A 14,258-nucleotide genomic window follows, 5' to 3' on the forward strand; every position below is an offset into this window, starting at 1 on the left:
CGGTGTTTCCCGGAGACCACGGCATTTCTGGCCGCGTTTCTCCGGGAGACACACCGCATGCTGAAGTCGTACGTAGCCCTGCTGCCCCTCGCCCTGCTCGCGCTGGTGGGCTGCTCGGATGACCCCGAGCCCGCCGCGGAGCCGCAGGACCGCTGGTTCACCAACCGGGACGGCCTGAAGATGCACTATCTGGAGTTCGAGGGGCGCGGCGCTCCCGTGGTGATGCTCCACGGCCTCCTGGGCAGCGCGAAGCCGTCCTGGGTGGCCCCGGGCATCGCCGGAGCGCTGGCGAAGCAGGGCCACCGGCTCATCATCCTGGACCAGCGAGGCCACGGGCAGAGCGACGTCCCCTACACCGCTTCGTCCTACGGCGAGCCCATGGTGCTGGACGTCCTCGAGCTGATGGACACGCTCGGCATCGAGCGGGCCCACATCGTGGGCTACTCCATGGGCGCGGCGATGACGCGCGTGTTGATGACACGTGCCCCCGAGCGGGTCATCAGCGCGCACCTGGGCGGCGCGGGCGTGGAGGAGCTGGACCCGGTCATCCGCGCGGAGGCGGAGGCCAAGGACCCGAAGGGCACGGACCCCGACGAGCAGCGCATCCTCGACGAAATCGCCAACGAGCCGCCCCCGGACCCGCGCTTCGTCGCCGCCATCACCGAGGCGTGGTCCGCGTGGTGGCCGCCGTCCATCGACCTGCCGTCCCTGCGCGTGCCGGTGCAGGCAGTGAACGGTGAGTTCGACGCGCCCTACTCCAAGACGGTGCGCCTGGAGCGCGAGCTCGCGGAGTTCGAGAACGTCATCGTCCCCGGCCGCACGCACCTGACGACGCTCATCGACTCGCGCTACGTGGACAGCCTGGTGGACTTCATCGAGCGGAACGACGAGCGCTGACGCGGAAAAAACGGGAGCGCGTCCGCACCTGACGCGCTCCCGCACTCTCCCCGACAGCTCCACCTCAATGGTGGTAGCCGGAGGCCTCTTCCCGCGTCATCGGCGCGCTGACCGGGTGGCGGCGGAAGTGCTCGATGCACGCGAGCAGGTCCGTCACCAGCAGCGTCGCCAGATCGCGGCTCACCCCGTGGCGCACCAGCACCCGCTGCACCACCAGGTCCTGGATGTCCGCGGGCATCGGATAGGCGGGCACCAACCAGCCCCGCTCACGCAGGCGGTCCGCCAAATCGTAGAGGGTGAACCCCGGGTCCGTCCCCTCCTTCAACTTCCAGCACACGCCCGGCACACCGCCCCGGCCGTCGTAGACGATGTCGAACAGGCCGATCTGCTCGATGGCCTTCGCGATGAAGTTCGCGGTGTCCGAGCACGCCTGCTGCAAGCGCCGGTAGCCCTCCCGTCCGAGCCGCAGGAAGTTGTAGTACTGGATGACGATCTGGCCGCCCGGCCGCGAGAAGTTCAGCGCGAAGGTCGGCATGTCGCCGCCCAGGTAGTCCACGCGGAAGATGAGCTCCTCGGGCAGGTCCTCCTTGTCGCGCCACACCACCCAGCCGCAGCCCAGCGGCGTGAGGCCGAACTTGTGGCCGGAGGCGTTGATGGACTTCACGCGCGGCAGCTTGAAGTCCCAGACGACGTCCGGGTGGATGAAGGGCGCGAGGAAGCCGCCGCTGGCCGCGTCCACGTGGATGGGGATGTCCAGCCCCGTGCGCACCTCGAACGCGTCCAGCGCCGCGGCGATGTCCGCCACCGGCTCGTAGAGCAGGTTGAAGGTGATGCCCAGCGTGGGCACGACGCCGATGGTGTTCTCGTCACAGTGCTTGAGCACCTCCTCGGGCGTCATCACCATGCGCCCGGGCGCGAGCGGCACCTGGCGCAGCTCCACGTCGAAGTAGCGCGCGAACTTGTGCCAGCAGATCTGCACCGGGCCGCAGATGAGGTTCGGCTTCTCGGTGGACTTGCCTTCCGCCTCGCGCCGCTTGCGCCAGCGCCACTTGAGCGCCAGGCCCCCCAGCATGGCCGCCTCGCTGGAGCCCGTGGTGGAGCAGCCCATGGCGCTGGACGCGTGGGGCGCGTGCCAGAGGTCGGCGAGCATGTTCACGCAGCGCGTCTCGATTTCGGCGGTCTGCGGATACTCGTCCTTGTCGATCATGTTCTTGTCGAGGCACTCGTCCATCAGCTTGTGCACCTGGGGCTCGGACCAGGTCTGACAGAAGGTGGCCAGGTTCTGCCGTGAGTTGCCGTCCAGGAGCAGCTCGTCATGCACCACGGCGTAGGCGTGGTCCGGGCTGTGCTCCTCGTCGGGGATGCGGTACTTCGGCATCGGCACGGACAGGTCCGGCGAGGCGTAGACGTCATCGTTGAGGCGGTCCCGGACTTCGTCTTTTCCATGCAGGGGCATGTGCTCTCCTGGGCGTGAAGGCTCTCTGGAAGACGAGATGGTGTTGTCCCTGGGTGGGAGCCTCGTTCCCCGGAGCGGGGCGAGCCTGCGGGCAGCCGTCCGTTCCACCCGGGAGCCCCCGGTTGTCAGGCGCGCGGCTCGTCTGCCGTGGGGGCCATGTGCCATCCTCCCAACGCCGATGCTCCTCCTCGCCCTGAGCTGCCTCCAAGGTCGTCCCATGCAAGCCGCCGCCGAGGAGCTGCTCTCGCTGCCCGGCGTGGACGGGCTCCAGCTCACGCCCGGCAACGCCCCCACCGAGGGCTTCCTGGAGTCCCTCGCGCGCCAGGGCGTCCCCACGCGCACGCACCACGGCTTCGACGCGCGGGCGCTGCGCTCACGCGTCTGGTCCGACACCGCCAGGTGCATGGTGCGCTCGGACTCCGTGCACCCGCCCCGCGACGTGGACGCCGCGAGCGCGCACTGGCGAAAGCGCGCCGAGGCCGGTGACTACGCGCACCTGACGCTCGAGACGATGTACCCCGGCCATGCCTTGGGCACGGGCGACGCGCTCCAGTGGGCCATGGACCTGGGGCTGCGGCTGGCGGTGGACGTCTCGCACCTGCACATCCAGCGCACCGCGGGCCGGCTCTCCGACGCCGTCCTGCACCGGCTCTGGGACCATCCCCACATCGACGAGGTGCACGTCTCCGCCAACCCCGGGGACCGGGACGCGCACGAGCCGCTGACCGCGGACACCTTCGGACTGGGCTGGGCCCGTGAGCGCATGCGCTCCGGCCTGCCCGTCATCTTCGAGTGCTACCTGCACCGACTCACCCCCGACGAGCGCCGCGAGCAGCTCGCGCTGCTGCGAGGTCCATCATGAGCGCCCCCACCAAGTACACCCCCAGCCAGACGGCCGCGATGCGCGAGCAGGTCCTGAAGGAGCACATCGAGCCCCAGGTGCGCGACATGTTCGCGCGCTTCCCCGCGCTGCGCTCCGCGACGTTCCTGGTCGCCCAGTACTGGGACGACGACGCCCGCGACGCCGTGCACCGGGAGCTCACCTACTCCGAGCTGGAGACCCCCGACCTCGCGGCCGTCTCCCGCGCGGAGGACGATGACCCCATCAACCATCCGACGACGACCTGGCGGGCGGTCTTCGAGGCGCAGTGGAAGATGAACCGGTCTGCATGGCACGACAACGGGGACGCCATCCCCCTCTTCGCCGCGTTCACCCGCGAGGGGTGCCACCAGGACATGGAACCGCTCGAGGCCTACGCGCCCTACGCCATCTTCCGGCGCACCGGTGACGGGATGTCCGTGGAGCACGTGGGCGTCATGCTGCGGCCCTGGCTCGACGGCGTGTTCCCCAGGTGGGAGCAGGAGCGGGACGACGACGCGTGAGCCCTCGGGTGAGGCGCCCCGCCGCGCGAGCCAGTGACTCGAGCGCGGCGGGGATTCAACAGACGGCGGCGACTACTTCACGCCCACCGCGCCCCAGCTCTCCAGCACCTTCTGGGCCTCGACGGAGTCCTTGCCGTACAGGTCCTGCGCCGCCTTGTACGTGGCCTCCTTCGCCTGGGCGAAGTTGGTGGTCGGCGTCATGTAGAAGTTCAGCGCGCGCGAGTAGATCTTCAGGCCCTTCTCGATGCCGATGCCGTCCTTCACCTCCACGTTGGAGGTGCGGTTCGTGCCACCCTCCGACAGCAGGTAGAAGGCGTTGTTCGGGATGCCCGAGTTGATGTGCACGCCGCCGTTGTCCTGCCAGCCGGTGTAGCGCTTCGAGTAGTGGTCCGGCGACATGCCGTCGCTGGAGGGGTTGCTCAGGTCGCGCAGGCCGTCGGTGTCGTCGCCGTTATTGGGCGTGTACGTGTCCTCGCCCACCGTCCAGTCGAACTTCACCGCGTCGTTGCGCTGGCTGGCGTACCACTCCACGCCCACGCCCATGATGTCGCTCATCGCCTCGTTGAGGGCGCCCGACTCGTTGCGGTACTGCAGGCCCGCGGTGCGCTCGGTGAGGCCGTGGGTGATTTCGTGGCCCGCGATGTCCAGCGTGGTGAGCGAGCCGAACTGGTCGCCGTCACCGTCGCCGTAGTTCATCTTCTCGCCGTCCCAGAAGGCGTTGGCGAAGTCCTTGCCCACGTGCACGTCGGAGATGAGCTTCTCGCCCTTGCCGTCGATGGAGTCGCGGCCGAGCACGTCCTTGTAGAAGTCGTACGTGGCCTGGGCGCCGTACTGCGCGTCCACCGCGTCCTTGTTGCGCGCGGAGTCGGTGCCCTCGCCCCAGATGTCGTTGTCGTCGGTGACGGCCGCGTGCGTGGTGGAGTCGGTGTTCGGGTCGCGGTTGAGCGCATCCCGCGTCACCACGCCGCCGCCGCGCGAGCTGTCCTCGAGCGAGTACTTGCCGTCCGCGGTCTTCGTGCTGCCGATCTCCACCTTGCCGCTGTACTGGGTGGTGTCGTCCGCCTTGCTCGAGGGCGCGGGCGTGCCGGGCTCCTCCGTCGTCGGCGTCTCGGCCGTCAGCGACGGCTTCGCCGCGTGCGAGTGGCCGGCGTGGTCCGCGCCGTGCGCGTGGCTGCCCACGCCGCCCATCTGGTTGTACTGCTCCAGCACCTTGCCGGTGTTCGCGTCGACCAGGTACTGCATGCGGCGCGGGTCCTTGCCCGGGCCCACGTCCGTCGTGTTGCTCAGCTCCACGTGGTACGCGGCCTTGTACTCGCCGTTGGCGTCCTTGAAGATGACGCGCTCGGAGACGGGCTTGCGGTCCGTGGGGCCGTTGAACTCCTTCTGGGCGACGGCCAGCGCGTCCTCGGCGGACAGCTTCGTCTCCTTCTTGCCCAGGCCCGCGGGGAGGGTGCCCACGTCGCCGGTGAGGCTCTCCAGCTTGCCCTCGCGGTCCAGGTGACCCACCACCTGCTCGCCGAAGACGGGCACGCCCTCGTGCTTGCGGTCCATGCGCACGTGCGTGAAGCCCAGGTCGTCCTGCTCCACCGCGCGCGGCGCGAAGTCCGCGGCGTTGACGCCCTGCTTGCCGGCGAGCAGCTGCGACACCGTGGGCGCCGCCTGCTTCTGCAGGAAGTCCATCGTCGTCTGGATGGCCGCCTTGCTGGCGGCGCTGTCCAGGGCCACCGGGCCGGACGTCACCGTCGGGGCCGTCAGCGGCGTGGCCGACTTCGGCGGCGCGGGCCTGGTGGACGCCTCGAAGGTGGAGCCCTCCGTGAAGCCCAGGGCCTTGTTCTTCACCTCGGGGGTCGTCGCGGGCCGGATGTCCGTGGAACGCGTGACAGGAAGCTTCGGGAGGTCGGCGCGAATCTTCATGGTGGGGGGGGCCCAGAGGTGACAGGTTCGTGAAGATTCTCGAACTCTGGGCACCTGAGGTTGTGTCGCCGTGGGAGGAAAAAGCACACACGGCCTGTCGGAGCAGGCAACCTGCCGGAATCACGGAGGACAACCTCTCCCGTCCGGAGCGCCCATCTCCTTCGAGATGAGTCGTAACAGCCCCACCATGAGCGTACGCTGTACGCCCAAGCCCCCCTCCGCCATGCCACGTCCCCGCTCGCTCACCTTGCCCGGCATCGCCGACGCCGCCCTCACCGTCATCGAGCGGGAGGGGCTGGCCGCGCTGTCCATGCGCTCGGTGGCGAGCGTGCTCGGCATGGGGACCATGTCCCTGTACCGCTACGTGGAGGGGCGCGACGCGCTGGAGTCGCTGGTCGTCGACGCGGTGATGCGGGACGTGCGACTGCCGGAGTCAGTCGAGGGCACGCCCTGGACCGAGCGGGTGAAGACGCTGCTGGGACAGGTGCGCGGGGCGGTGGCGCGCCACCCCTCCGTCGCGCCGCTGGTGCTCACCCGGCGCCACTGCACCGAGGGCACGCTGGCGTGGGCGGAGGCGCTGCTCGCGCTCCTGACGGAGGGCGGCTTCGAGGACCTGGCGCGGCTCATCGCCCTGCGCACGCTGGTGAGCCACGTCTTCGGCTCCGTCCAGCTCACGCACCTGGGCGCCCTGTCCGGAGCGGGCACCGCCGCGCTCACGGAGCTGGACGCCGCCCGCTATCCCCTGCTGAGGCAGACGGCCGGGGACGCGCGGCGGCTCACCCACGACGAGGAGTTCCGCCACGGCCTGGACGTCCTGCTGCGCGGCCTGGAGGCCACGCTGGCCCACCGCTGACCGCAGGCCCGCCTCACGCGGCGCGCAGGGGCCACGGCTCGGAGCGCGAACCCGCCTGCCAGTTGTCGTGACGGCCGTCCCAGTACTGAATCTTCAGCTTGGAGACGTCCACGTCATCCAGGCAGCCCACGTTGATGGAGCGGAAGTCCCCACCCATCTCCTCGACGAAGCCGCCGCCGTAGGCCTGGACGCCGCAGTGCTTGCAGAAGCGCCGGTAGTTGGGGCTCTTGCCCACGCGGTACTCGCCCGTCTCGCCCTCGCCCTGGAGGACGCGGAACGAGCTGGGGGCCACCTGCGTCGTCGTGCCGCCCATCTTCGTGCAGACGGTGCAGTTGCAGCGATTCATCGCCTCGGTGAGGTCCACCTCGGCCTCGAAGCGCACGGCGCCGCAGTGACAGCCGCCGACGTACTTCTTCAGGGTGGGGGACTTCTGGGCAGGGGTCAGGCTCATGACAGGTTCTCCTCGGTGAGTCGCGGTGATGAGGGAGTTATGGACCCTGCCCGTGACAGGAGTATGTCAGGTTTCTTCGAGGGGCAGCGCGCCCCGGGCCTCACGCAGCAGGTCGGTCAGCGCCTCGCGGGCCCGGACCCGGGCCTCCTTGTCCGTGTCGACCAGCCCCTGGTGCAGCACCCAGGCCGTCACCAGGGCCGTGGAGGCCTCCTGGGAGCGCTTCCACGCGTCGGTCTCCCCGTCCTCCTCCCCCGAGGTCCTGGCCGCCCACACCTCGGCGAGGTGGCCGGCGCCATCGGCGAAGGCGGCCGCCGCGGGCTTCTTGCCCAGCACCCACGCGTTGCGCAGGTCCCCCAGCTTGCTGGCGACGAGGTGCGCCTGGCGTGGGGGAGCCTTCGAGCGGGCCTGGGCGAACAGCTCCGCCGCCGGCCGCGCGTCCTGGATGCGCTCGGCCACCCGGCTCAACCACTCCGAGCAGACCTGGTGGGCGCGCTCCTCGGGGAAGCGGTCCACCACGGAAGGCAGCAGCGGATACAGGTGCCGGGCCTTCGCCCAGGCCTCCTCGACGGAGGCGTAGTGGAAGTCATTCGCCTCGAAGATGGCGAGCATCTGGGCATCGGGAGTCTCTTCGGCCATGGGATGGGCTCTACGCCGCTCCCAGGCCACCGGCAACGCGGGAGTCAGGCGCGCGAGCGGAGGATGTCACCCGGCGTCACACCCAGCACGCGACGCATCCAGCGGGCCATGTGGCTCTGGTGGGAGAAGCCCGCCTCCAGGGCCACCTGCCCCGTGGGCAGCTCGCCGCGCAGGAGCAGCGTGCGGGCCCGCTCCACGCGGCGCTGAATCACGAACTCGTGCACGGGCAGCCCGGTGGAGCGCTTGAAGAGTGTCTTGAAGTGCGACGCGCTGACGGCCGCCACGCGGGCAAGCGTCGCGAGCGAGAGGTCCTCGTCCAGGTGCGTCTCCACGTAGTCCGTGACGCGCTGGAGCTGGTCCGGGGACAGGCCTCCGCGCACCTCGACCTCCGCGCGGTAGTGGGCGAGCAGCCGGGCCGCGAGCGCCAGGCCCAGGCTCTCCCGGTAGAGCAGTCCGTTGGGGAAGTCCGCGCGGACCTCGGCCTCCAGGGCCCAGGCGATGTGTTCGAGCTGCGCGTCGCGGAAGTGGTGCCGCAGCGCGACGCCCACGCGGTCCGGGTCCAGCCCCATGTCCTCGGCCGCCATCCGGAGCAGCGAGTGAGGCAGACGCAGGTCCAGGCCCACGCTGTCATCGTCCTCCACCCAGGTGTCGGTGTGGCCCGCGGGCAACAGGAAGAGCTCCCCTCGCGTGCGCACCGAGAAGTGCTGGCTGGCGAGACAGGACACCCGCACGGGCTGGCCCGCGTGGATGTTGAGGACGTGGTCCGAGCTCGACAGGTGGACCCGGTCTCCGGCGCGCGTCGTCCGCAGTTCGACCCCCAGGCTGACTCGAGGTCGTCGCGCGTGCTCGCTCATGGCGTCTGAATATAGGGGTCCGCGTCCGTTCGTGCTCCCGAAACATCCGTGCGTGCGCGACCCACGTGGAGGCCGTCGGTATTCCTTCCCCACACTCGATGGAGCCGCCGCGCCGGTGCGTGGCCGTGCTTCCAGGCGGGACTCTGGGGAGACGCGACATGGGACGGTATTCCGGGAAGAAAGTGGTGGTGACGGGAGGAACGGCGGGCATCGGGCTCGCCGCGGTGAAGGCGCTGCTCGCGGAAGGCGCGGAGGTGCTGCTCACCGGCCGTGGCGAGCAGGGACTGGAGGCGGCGCGCAAGGAGCTGGGGCCGCGAGCCCACGTGGTGCGCTCCGACACGGCGAGCCTGCGGGACATCGACGCCCTGGCCGCGCGCGTGAAGGAGACGCTGGGCGCGGTGGACTTCGTCCTCGTCAACGCGGGGTACGCGAAGCTGGTGCCCTTCGAGCAGGTGACGGAGTCGGTGTACGACGAGACCTTCGGCGTCAACACGAAGGGGGCGTTCTTCACGGCGCAGCGGCTGGCGCCCCTGGTGCGAGACGGCGGCGCGTTCGTCTTCACCACGTCGGTGGCGGACGAGACGGGCGCTCCGGGCATGAGCGTCTATTCAGGCGCGAAGGCGGCGGTCCGCTCGTTCGTGCGGGTGCTCGGCGCGGAGCTGGTGTCACGGGGCATCCGGGTGAACGCGGTGAGCCCGGGCTTCACACGGACGCCCACGATGGGCGTCACCGGCGCCACGCCGCAGGAGGTGGAGTCCTTCGAGCAGGAGGGCCTGCACCTGACGCCCATGAAACGCATCGCGGACGCCGAGGAGGTGGCTCGCGCGGCGCTGTTCCTCGGCCTCGAGGCCACGTTCACCACCGGCGCGGAGCTGCCCGTCGACGGCGGCCTGTCGCAGTTCTGAGCTCACTCCCACTTCGTAAGGACACACGACATGAAGCCACACATCAGCGTCATCGGCGCGGGCCGCATGGGCTCCGCGCTGGTCAAGGCCTTCCTCCAGAACGGGTACACGACGACGGTCTGGAACCGCACCCGGGCGCGGTGCGAGCCGTTGGCCACGGCGGGCGCGCGCATCGCCGACTCCGTGCGGGACGCGGTGCGGGTCGCCGGCATCGTCATCGTGAACGTGAATGACTACGACACCAGCGACGCGCTGTTGCGTCAGGACGAGGTGACGCGGGAGCTGCGCGGCAAGGCGCTGGTGCAGCTCACGTCCGGTTCTCCGAAGCTGGCGCGCGAGCAGTCGGCATGGGCTCGCCAGCACGGCATCCACTACCTGGACGGTGCCATCATGGCCACGCCGGACCTCATCGGTCAGCCCCACTGCACGCTCCTGTATGGGGGGCCGAAGGCCTTGTACGACCAGCACCAGGGGGTGCTGGCGGCGCTCGGTGGAAACACGCAGCACGTGAGCGAGGACGAGGGCCACGCGTCCGCGCTCGACAGCGCCATCCTGTTCCAGCTGTGGGGTTCGCTGTTCAGCGGGCTGCAAGCCGCGGCCATCTGCCGGGCGGAGGGGATTGCGCTCGACGTGCTGGGGCGGCACCTGGAGTCCGTCGGTCCGATGATTCAGTTCTCCATGACGGACCTGCTCCAGCGCATCCAGAAGGAGCAGTACGGCGCGGACGCCGAGAGCCCCGCCACGCTCGACACGCACAACGTGGCGTTCCAACACCTGTTGCACCTGTGCGAGGAGCGCAACATCCACCGCGCCATCCCCGAGGCCATGGATGCACTCATCCAGACCGCGCGGAAGGCGGGGCACGGACAGGACGACTTCTCCGTCCTCGCGCGATTCCTGCGCTGAACATCGCAAAGGATAGGGCGGCGCGTCAGAAAGCATGCATGGCTGTCATTTGATGCTCACACTGCAGCGTTCGCGCTCCTGGGCTGCTTGCCTTTAGACTCCGGGTGCGCACTTCCGCGCGTCCCACCAGGAGAACAGGATGAAGCGAGCAAGCATGTGGCTGGCTGCGGTGACAGCACTCGGCCTGATGTTCGGATGTGGCGCACCGCTGCCCGAGGAGTCACAAGAGCCCGTGAGCGAGCAGCCGGCGGATACGGGCTCGAACGTGAGCGCGCAGGCGTGTGAAGACAACCCGACCTGTCTGTGCAACCGCATCTGTCGTCAGCGCTGCGGCACCAATACGGCGTGTATGACGCAGTGTCTCGCGGAAGAGTGTTAGACGGGATTCGTCACGAGGCGCACCACGGGCTCCCGCCTGCGGTGCGCCTCAACCCGACCCCGTGGTGCAGCATGGCGCAGAAGAAGACCTCCTCGTCCTCCCAGAGCAAGTCCACGCCCCGCGCTTCCACCGGGAAGCAGGAGCCTGTCTCGCCCGAGGGGGCGTGGACCGGGCTGGAGCAACAGGTGCTCGCCGCGATGGGACCCAAGGCCGTGGGCCAGTACCCCTCGGACCTGGAGCCCATGAGCCTGGTGTTCGAGCAGGTCCCCGACGAGACGGGGCTCCTGCCGGAGTCCTACCAGCGCTTCGTCGAGGCGCTGGGGTACCGCTGGCTCAACACGGGCAAGAAGGCCCTGGCGTTCCTGCCGCCCCGCTGGCGCGCGAGCGCGTCCCAGGGCATGGGCGAACCGAACCGGCAGTGGACCGACGTGCGTGCGGAGCGGGAGGCGGGCCGTCACGTGTACCGCTTCGTGATGTTCGCGTCCGCCGACCTCAACGACGTCAACGGCTTCGCCTTCGGACGTGGAGCGGGTGACGACGCCCCTGTCGTGTTCCAGGTGGAGGACAGCCTGCCCCTGCGCGAGCTGGGAAGCTTCGAGGCGTGGCTCGGCAAGGCCCTCGAACCGCTGCGCAAGGCCGTCGCGAAGCCCGCCGGTGCGGGCAAGAAGCCGGAGCTGGGCGACCCGCTCGCGTTGCTCCAGGAGTCTCTCGGTGAGGCGGCGGCGAAGGCTCGGCAGGCGGGCGCGGCGGCCCTGCTCGACACCTTCCCGCGCGACACGCGCGCCATCGCCCTCCTCCACCGCAAGCTGGGCGTGGTGCCGGACATGGTGGCCGAGTTCACCGAGCTGAAGACGCTGACGCTGAAGGGCGCGGGCCTGAAGGAGCTGCCCGCCGTGCTGGGCCGGCTCTCGAAGCTCGAGCAGCTCGACTGCTCCTGGAACGCGGAGCTGGCCACCCTGCCCTCCGAGCTGGGGCAACTCCAGCACCTCGAGTCACTCAACCTGGACCACACCGCGGTCGCCACGCTCCCGGAGGTGCTCGGACAGCTTTCCCGGCTGCGCTCGCTCAGCCTCAAGAACACGCGCATCACCGCGCTGCCGGCGTGGCTGAGCCGACTTGCCACGCTCGAGTTCCTGGACCTGTCGCAGACGGACGTCCCGCCTGGGGAGCTCGAGGCCTTCAGGAAGGCCCGTCCCGAGTGCTCGATGTATCCGCGACCGTGACTCACTTCTTTATCGAGTTGCCCACCTGCCGGACGTCCTCGGGGTCCACGTCTTCCCGACGCAGCACCTTGCACAGCGCGCGGAACCAGTGCTCGAAGCTCTCGAAGCCGAACGACATCGGGTCGTTCTCGTCCAACCACGTGCCGTCATCCACGTAGTGGCCCGCGAGCGCCTCGTAGTCGTTGTCCTCGAAGTAGACGGGCAGCTCTCCGTCCTTCGGCGAGGTGCGCGTGTAGAAGCACCAGCGCGACGCCTCGACGCCCATGTAAGCGTCCGCGAAGGAGATGAGGTCCGTGGTGGTGAACTCCCGGTCATCCACCGTCGCCTCCGCCGGCGTCCAGGATGCCGTGAGGGAGTCCATCGTGGGCGCCCAGACGTGGAACGGGCGATACGTCTCCCACTTCCCGGCATCCGGCCGGTACTCGAGCCGGACCTCGCGATGCAGCATCAGGAACTCGCGGTAGCTGTCCGGGATGATGAAGGCCTCCTCGCGATAGGGCGTCGGAAGCTCGTACTCGAACCCGGTCAGCATGTGGGGCAGTGCGTCCACCTCCTCCCGCGTCAGGGGGGCCTCGCGGATGAGCCGCCAGCCTCGCGCCTGGGCCCAGGCGTCCATCTCGTTCAACAGCGCCTTCAAGTCCTCTCGCCACGTCGCGCTCGCCATGTGTGGCCTCTACCCCGCCCCAAGCGGGAACGGAAGCCGCTCGGGGCCGGGAGCCGTGTGCTCAGGACGGGTCCGCGAGGGTGTAATCGAGCACGTACATGTGGACGCCCTTCTCGTCGATTTGAATCTCGTACGAGCCGGAGATGCCCTGGAGTTCTTCCGTTCCGGAGTCGGGCACGACGGAGCCGACGACCTTGAAGGCTCCGCGCGACATGGAGCCCGTGTGCATGAGGGTGAAGCTGCCCTTGCGTCCCTGGAGGGTGCCGGTGACGCGCTCCAGCGCGACGTAGCCGCCGGACTGGTTGGCGTCGAGCGTGGCGAGCATCTGGCCCACGCCCGTGCCCTCCAGTTCGCCGTGGTAGCGCTTGTCGATGGACATCCGGCCGATGGGGGACTCGGCCGCGCCCGCGTCCGGGGCCAACGGGGTCGCCTTGACGTTGAAGATGCCCTTCACGTGCTTCGTCATGTTCGTCTCGCTTCCGGTCCGCGTGGGTGTCGCCGTTGCTCGAGTGCTCGCGCAGCCCTGGCAGAGCACGGCGCCGAGCACCCACGCCAACACATTCGTTCCCGCCTTCATCATGGGGGCTCCTCGTGGTGTGGGCCGTAGATATGTGGGCGCGCGCCGGGTGGATTGCAAAAACGCGACACGCCGACAGAATGCGCGCCGGTGAGTCGCCCTCGCATCGACGCCGTGCGTGGCGTCCTCCAACGTCCCGCCCCCGCGGACAGAATCGTGCACGAGCGCTTCGCGCCCTCGGCGGAGCTGGAGGAGTTCATCCAGCACTTCTGGACGGTGCGGTGGGACTTGCGAGGCGAGCCGCCGCTCCTGGCGGAGACGCTCCCCCATCCGTGTGTCCACGTGGTCTTCGACCGGGCGCAGGGCCGGGTCACGGGGGTGCAGTCGCGCAGGTTCCGCCGCAGGATTCAGGGGCAGTCCCGGGTGTTCGGCATCAAGTTCCGACCCGCGGCCTTCCAGCCGCTGTGGGGCGCGCCCTTGTCGCAACTGACGGACCGCACGGTGAGCGTGCGCTCGGTGTTCGGTCGGGAAGGCATCGCGTTGAAGGACGCCATCCTCGCGGAGCCCGACGTGCGCCGGTGCGTGACGCTGGCGCAGGACTTCCTGCGGCCACGCCTACCGCCCATGCCCGAACCCATCGCGAGGATGCGGGACCTTGTGGAGCGGCTCGCGGCGGACGCGTCGGTGACGCGCATGGAGCAGGTGGCCGCGCTGGCGAAGCTGGAGCCGCGCAACCTCCAGCGGAGGTTCAGCGCCGCGGTGGGCGTGAGCCCCAAGTGGGTCCTCAAGCGCTACCGGCTCCACGAGGCCGCCGAGCAGCTCGCGCGCGTCCGGGTGCCCGACATGGCGAGCCTGGCCCTCCAGCTGGGCTACTTCGACCAGTCCCACTTCATCCGCGACTTCAAGGCCCTGGTGGGCTGCTCCCCCGGACAGTACGCCGAGCGCGCCGCCGCGAGCCGGCAGGCCCCAGGCAGCCGGGGCCGCTGACCTTCAGGGTTCGTCATCGGGGAGATGCGCAGCGCCGCCCCAACGCCAACGCCACTCCACTGTCCTGACCATTCATATCGATGGACTGCTCGCCCCCGGGCTCGAATGCGGCTCGACGCTACCGGAGTTCACTGGCGTGTAGGGAGTGACCCAGGCCGCACCAATCGCAGATCAACCCCCGTGATTTGCAAGCCTTCTCTCCAGAGCATACAATGCCAGTTGAAGTGTGAGTC

16 protein-coding genes are annotated in these 14,258 nt (G+C 69.5%); 9 read left to right on the top strand and 7 right to left on the bottom strand.

Annotation, left to right across the window (positions count from 1 at the left end):
- Positions 1-57 precede the first annotated feature (57 nt).
- Positions 58-897, top strand: coding sequence for an alpha/beta fold hydrolase (locus tag LXT21_RS40685; RefSeq protein WP_254043643.1), 840 nt, complete (start codon positions 58-60; stop codon positions 895-897).
- Between the two features lie 64 nt (positions 898-961).
- Here LXT21_RS40685 and LXT21_RS40690 read toward each other — a convergent pair whose 3' ends face one another.
- On the bottom strand, positions 962-2,353 hold the full coding sequence (locus tag LXT21_RS40690; protein ID WP_254043644.1) for a glutamate decarboxylase: 1,392 nt from the start codon (positions 2,351-2,353) through the stop codon (positions 962-964).
- A 217-nt stretch (positions 2,354-2,570) separates the two neighbouring features.
- Between LXT21_RS40690 and LXT21_RS40695 the strand changes: the two genes are divergently transcribed.
- Together LXT21_RS40695 and LXT21_RS40700 are read left to right on the top strand one after the other, a co-directional pair.
- Complete coding sequence (locus tag LXT21_RS40695) at positions 2,571-3,215, top strand: hypothetical protein (RefSeq protein WP_254043645.1); 645 nt, start codon at positions 2,571-2,573, stop codon at positions 3,213-3,215.
- Positions 3,212-3,736: a hypothetical protein gene (locus LXT21_RS40700; RefSeq protein ID WP_254043646.1), complete on the top strand. Its 525-nt coding sequence runs from the start codon at positions 3,212-3,214 to the stop codon at positions 3,734-3,736. The genes LXT21_RS40695 and LXT21_RS40700 overlap by 4 nt, the downstream gene beginning before the upstream one ends.
- A gap of 72 nt (positions 3,737-3,808) precedes the next feature.
- On the opposite strand, the gene LXT21_RS40705 is transcribed toward LXT21_RS40700, so the two are convergent.
- Positions 3,809-5,650, bottom strand: coding sequence for a M4 family metallopeptidase (locus LXT21_RS40705; RefSeq protein ID WP_254043647.1), 1,842 nt, complete (start codon positions 5,648-5,650; stop codon positions 3,809-3,811).
- A gap of 187 nt (positions 5,651-5,837) precedes the next feature.
- On the opposite strand from LXT21_RS40705, the gene LXT21_RS40710 reads away from it, so the two are divergent.
- Positions 5,838-6,503, top strand: coding sequence for a TetR/AcrR family transcriptional regulator (locus LXT21_RS40710; protein ID WP_254043648.1), 666 nt, complete (start codon positions 5,838-5,840; stop codon positions 6,501-6,503).
- A 13-nt stretch (positions 6,504-6,516) separates the two neighbouring features.
- On the opposite strand, the gene LXT21_RS40715 is transcribed toward LXT21_RS40710, so the two are convergent.
- From LXT21_RS40715 to LXT21_RS40725, 3 genes are all read right to left on the bottom strand, one after another.
- Positions 6,517-6,954: a GFA family protein gene (locus LXT21_RS40715; protein ID WP_254043649.1), complete on the bottom strand. Its 438-nt coding sequence runs from the start codon at positions 6,952-6,954 to the stop codon at positions 6,517-6,519.
- 66 nt (positions 6,955-7,020) lie between these two features.
- Positions 7,021-7,590 (bottom strand): hypothetical protein, encoded by a 570-nt coding sequence (locus LXT21_RS40720; RefSeq protein WP_254043650.1) that lies wholly within the window; start codon positions 7,588-7,590, stop codon positions 7,021-7,023.
- A 44-nt stretch (positions 7,591-7,634) separates the two neighbouring features.
- Positions 7,635-8,444, bottom strand: a complete 810-nt coding sequence (locus tag LXT21_RS40725; protein WP_254043651.1) for an AraC family transcriptional regulator — start codon at positions 8,442-8,444, stop codon at positions 7,635-7,637.
- A 158-nt stretch (positions 8,445-8,602) separates the two neighbouring features.
- Here LXT21_RS40725 and LXT21_RS40730 point away from each other — a divergent pair, with 158 nt between their 5' ends.
- From LXT21_RS40730 to LXT21_RS40745, 4 genes are all read left to right on the top strand, one after another.
- The gene (locus LXT21_RS40730; RefSeq protein WP_254043652.1) at positions 8,603-9,349 is read left to right on the top strand and encodes an SDR family oxidoreductase; all 747 of its coding nucleotides are present in this window, start codon (positions 8,603-8,605) and stop codon (positions 9,347-9,349) included.
- Between the two features lie 30 nt (positions 9,350-9,379).
- Positions 9,380-10,255: an NAD(P)-dependent oxidoreductase gene (locus LXT21_RS40735; protein WP_254043653.1), complete on the top strand. Its 876-nt coding sequence runs from the start codon at positions 9,380-9,382 to the stop codon at positions 10,253-10,255.
- A gap of 139 nt (positions 10,256-10,394) precedes the next feature.
- On the top strand, positions 10,395-10,634 hold the full coding sequence (locus LXT21_RS40740) for a hypothetical protein (RefSeq protein WP_254043654.1): 240 nt from the start codon (positions 10,395-10,397) through the stop codon (positions 10,632-10,634).
- A gap of 71 nt (positions 10,635-10,705) precedes the next feature.
- Positions 10,706-11,857, top strand: a complete 1,152-nt coding sequence (locus LXT21_RS40745) for a leucine-rich repeat domain-containing protein (protein ID WP_254043655.1) — start codon at positions 10,706-10,708, stop codon at positions 11,855-11,857.
- A 1-nt stretch (position 11,858) separates the two neighbouring features.
- On the opposite strand, the gene LXT21_RS40750 is transcribed toward LXT21_RS40745, so the two are convergent.
- Together LXT21_RS40750 and LXT21_RS40755 are read right to left on the bottom strand one after the other, a co-directional pair.
- Entirely contained in the window at positions 11,859-12,521 is a 663-nt protein-coding gene (locus LXT21_RS40750; RefSeq protein ID WP_254043656.1) for a hypothetical protein, read from the bottom strand.
- A 61-nt stretch (positions 12,522-12,582) separates the two neighbouring features.
- Positions 12,583-13,101 carry a DUF3224 domain-containing protein gene (locus tag LXT21_RS40755; RefSeq protein WP_254043657.1) on the bottom strand — a complete coding sequence of 173 codons (519 nt, stop codon included), beginning with the start codon at positions 13,099-13,101 and terminating at the stop codon, positions 12,583-12,585.
- Positions 13,102-13,188: 87 nt separating this feature from the next.
- Between LXT21_RS40755 and LXT21_RS45575 the strand changes: the two genes are divergently transcribed.
- Positions 13,189-14,025, top strand: a complete 837-nt coding sequence (locus LXT21_RS45575) for a DUF6597 domain-containing transcriptional factor (RefSeq protein WP_254043658.1) — start codon at positions 13,189-13,191, stop codon at positions 14,023-14,025.
- Positions 14,026-14,258 lie beyond the last annotated feature (233 nt).

This window comes from Myxococcus guangdongensis (assembly GCF_024198255.1).
GTDB classification, from domain to species: Bacteria; Myxococcota; Myxococcia; order Myxococcales; family Myxococcaceae; genus Myxococcus; species Myxococcus guangdongensis.